We start from the raw sequence: 3,150 nt of genomic DNA, 5'->3' as shown, positions 1-3,150 counted from the left end.
GCGCTGCGCTGCGCGAGCGAGCGCACCTCGCCCGCCACCACCGCGAAGCCGCGACCCTGCTCGCCCGCGCGCGCCGCCTCAACGGCCGCGTTCAGCGCGAGGATGTTGGTCTGGAACGCGATGCCTTCGATCGTGCCGATGATGTCGACCACCTTGCCGGAACTGATCGCGATGTCCTGCATCGTCACCACCACCTGGCCGACCACTTCGCCGCCCTGGGTCGCGATGTCCGAGGCATTGACCGCGAGCTGGCTCGCCTGGCGCGCATTCTCGGCGTTCTGGCGCACGGTGCCGGTCAGCTGCTCCATGCTCGACGCGGTTTCCTGCAGCGACGCTGCCTGCTGCTCGGTGCGCTGCGACAGATCGGTATTGCCGCTCGCGATCTCGTGCGCGCCGACGTCGATCGATTCCGCGCCGCGATGCACGGCCCGCACCATCACGGAAACCGCGTCCTGCATCCGCTTGATGCCGGCGAACAGCCTGCCGATCTCGTTCCTGCCGCGGATCGTCACCGGCTGCGACAGGTCGCCGGAGCCGATCCGCTCGAACAGCGCGATCGCGTCGTTGAGCGGCTGCACGATCAGCCCGCGCAGCGCGAAGCGGATCGCGATCACGACGACGAAGGCGAGCGCGATGCCCGCGCTGATCAGCGCGACGAGCAGCGAGATGCGCGCCTGGGTCGCGTCCTGGCGCGCCTCGGCGCGCTGCTGGTACGCGCCGACCACGGCCGCGGCCGACTGGTCGTAGGCGACGAACATCGGGCTGATCTTGGTATCGGCGATCGCGTGGTAGCCGGCCATGTCGCCGGACTTGGCGGCCGCGAACTCGGGCTCGACGCCTTCCTTGGTCAGCGTCGTATAGCGCGCGTTGAGCTCGTCGGTCAGCGCGCCGTCGATGTCATCCTTCGACGCGCCCTGAAACGCCTGCCAGTTCTGCTGCGACCTGCCGTACAGCTCCTGCGCGCGCGCGAGCACCTTCTGCGCCTCGTCGGCGTTGCCCGCTTCGGTCAGCGTCTTGAAGCGGTCGAGCGCGACGCGCGAGCGCAGCAGGTACGACGACGTGTCGTCGAGCGCGTGGATCGCCGGCAGGTCGCCGTGCGCGATCGCGTCGAGCGACCGGCTCGCGTGGTGCAGCCCGTACAGGCTCAGCCCGCCTACCGCCGCGGCCAAGAGGACCAGCATGAATCCGACCGCCGTCAATGTCGTGCGGATCGACCAGTTGTGCAACATCGTGAGCCTCCCGTATTTCCGTGCTGCTCCGTCAAGCGCCGAGCGCCTCGATCAGCGCCATTTCGCGGCTCGTCATCAGCTTCTCGATGTCCATCAGGATCAACATGCGGCCATCGACCGTGCCGAGGCCCGTGAGGAACTCGGTCGTCAGCGTCGCGCCGAACTCCGGCGCCGGCATGATCTGTTCGGTCGACAGCGTGAGCACGTCCGACACGCCGTCCACCACCATCCCGACCACGCGATGCGCGACGTTCAGGATGATCACGACAGTCTGGTGGTCGTACTCGACGCGGCCGAGGTTGAACTTGATCCGCATGTCGACGATCGGCACGATGATGCCGCGCAGGTTGATCACACCCTTGATGAAATCGGGCGCGTTCGCGATCCGCGTGACGCTGTCGTAGCCGCGGATCTCCTGCACCTTCAGGATGTCGATGCCGTATTCCTCGTCGCCGAGCGTGAAGACGAGGAACTCCTGGCCGGTCGCGTCGCCCTGGGCGGCGTCGCGGCGGGTGACCGCCGCATTCGCGGCAGCCGAGTGGTTCGTTTGGACTTCGGACACGTTGGCCCCCTGGTCGGTTGAATGCGAGAGTTAGGAAACGGCCAGCGCGCCGCCGGCGTGCGCGCCGTGCGTCGAGCGGGTTTCGCGATTGAGCGCGGCGACGTCGACGATCAGCGCGACGCTGCCGTCGCCGAGGATGGTCGCCGCGGAAATGCCATGCACCTTGCGGTAGTTCGTTTCGAGGTTCTTCACGACCACCTGCTGCTGGCCCACCAGCTCGTCGATCAGCATCGCGAAGCGGCGGCCCTCGGTCTGCATGATCGTGACGATGCCCTGGGTCGGGTCGGTGCGCGCCTCCTCGACCGAGAACACTTCGTGCAGCGCGACGAGCGGCAGGTATTCGCCGCGCACCCGCACCACGCGCTCGCCGTTGCCGACCGTGTAGATGTCGTCGGCGGCCGGTTGCAGCGACTCCATCACGAAGTTGAGCGGCAGGATGAAGATCTCGCCGCCGACCTTCACCGACATCCCGTCGAGGATCGCGAGCGTGAGCGGCAGCACGATCCGCGTCGTGGTGCCCTTGCCCTCGTACGAGGCGATCTCGACGTGGCCGCCCATCGACTGGATGTTCCGCTTCACCACGTCCATCCCGACGCCGCGGCCCGACACGTCGGTCACCACCTCGGCGGTCGAGAAGCCCGGTGCGAAGATCAGGTTCCAGACTTCCTCGTCGCTGATGTTGTCGGGGATCTGCATCCCCTGCTTGGCGGCCTTCGCGAGGATCCGGTCGCGGTTCAGGCCCGCGCCGTCGTCGCTGACCTCGATCACGATGTTGCCGCCGTGATGCGCGGCCGACAGCACCAGCTGGCCGACCGCGTCCTTGCCCGCGGCGCGGCGCTTGTCGACGGTCTCGATGCCGTGGTCGAGGCTGTTGCGCACGAGGTGGGTGAGCGGATCGATGATGCGTTCGATCAGGCTCTTGTCCAGCTCGGTGGCCTGGCCGAACGTGACCAGCTCGACTTCCTTGCCGAGCTTGCCCGCCAGGTCGCGCACGAGGCGCGGGAAGCGGCTGAACACGTAGTCCATCGGCATCATGCGGATCGACATCACCGCTTCCTGCAGGTCGCGCGCGTTGCGCTCGAGCTGCGCCATGCCGTTGTAGAGGCGGTCGTGCAGCGCCGGATCGAAGGTGCTGGTGGTCTCGGCGAGCATCGCCTGGGTGATCACCAGTTCGCCGACGAGGTTGATCAGCTGGTCGACCTTCTCGACGCCGACCCGGATCGAGCTGCCTTCCGCATTCGCGGCGGCGGCGGCCGGGCGGTGCTTGCGATCGTCCGCGTGCGGCGCGGCCGGCGCGGCCTTGGCGGCCGCCGGCTGCGCGGCGGGCACGGGTTCCGACGCCGGCGCGGCCGCGACCGG

General features: G+C 68.2%; 3 protein-coding genes. All 3 read right to left on the bottom strand.

Annotated features, from left to right (window positions below; genetic code table 11):
• The coding region (locus AC1RQF_RS33190; RefSeq protein ID WP_492874358.1) for a Tar ligand binding domain-containing protein at positions 1–1,229 on the bottom strand (1,229 nt) is incomplete at its 3' end.
• 31 nt (positions 1,230–1,260) lie between these two features.
• Positions 1,261–1,791 (bottom strand): chemotaxis protein CheW, encoded by a 531-nt coding sequence (cheW, locus tag AC1RQF_RS33185; protein WP_274000564.1) that lies wholly within the window; start codon positions 1,789–1,791, stop codon positions 1,261–1,263.
• A gap of 30 nt (positions 1,792–1,821) precedes the next feature.
• A partial coding sequence (locus tag AC1RQF_RS33180; RefSeq protein WP_492874356.1) for a chemotaxis protein CheW occupies positions 1,822–3,150 on the bottom strand: 1,329 nt, incomplete at its 5' end.

This window comes from Burkholderia sp. GW821-FHT14F03 (genome assembly GCF_058803765.1).
Note: the sequence above shows the minus strand (reverse complement) of the source record. Positions and strands in the feature narration are given on the sequence as shown.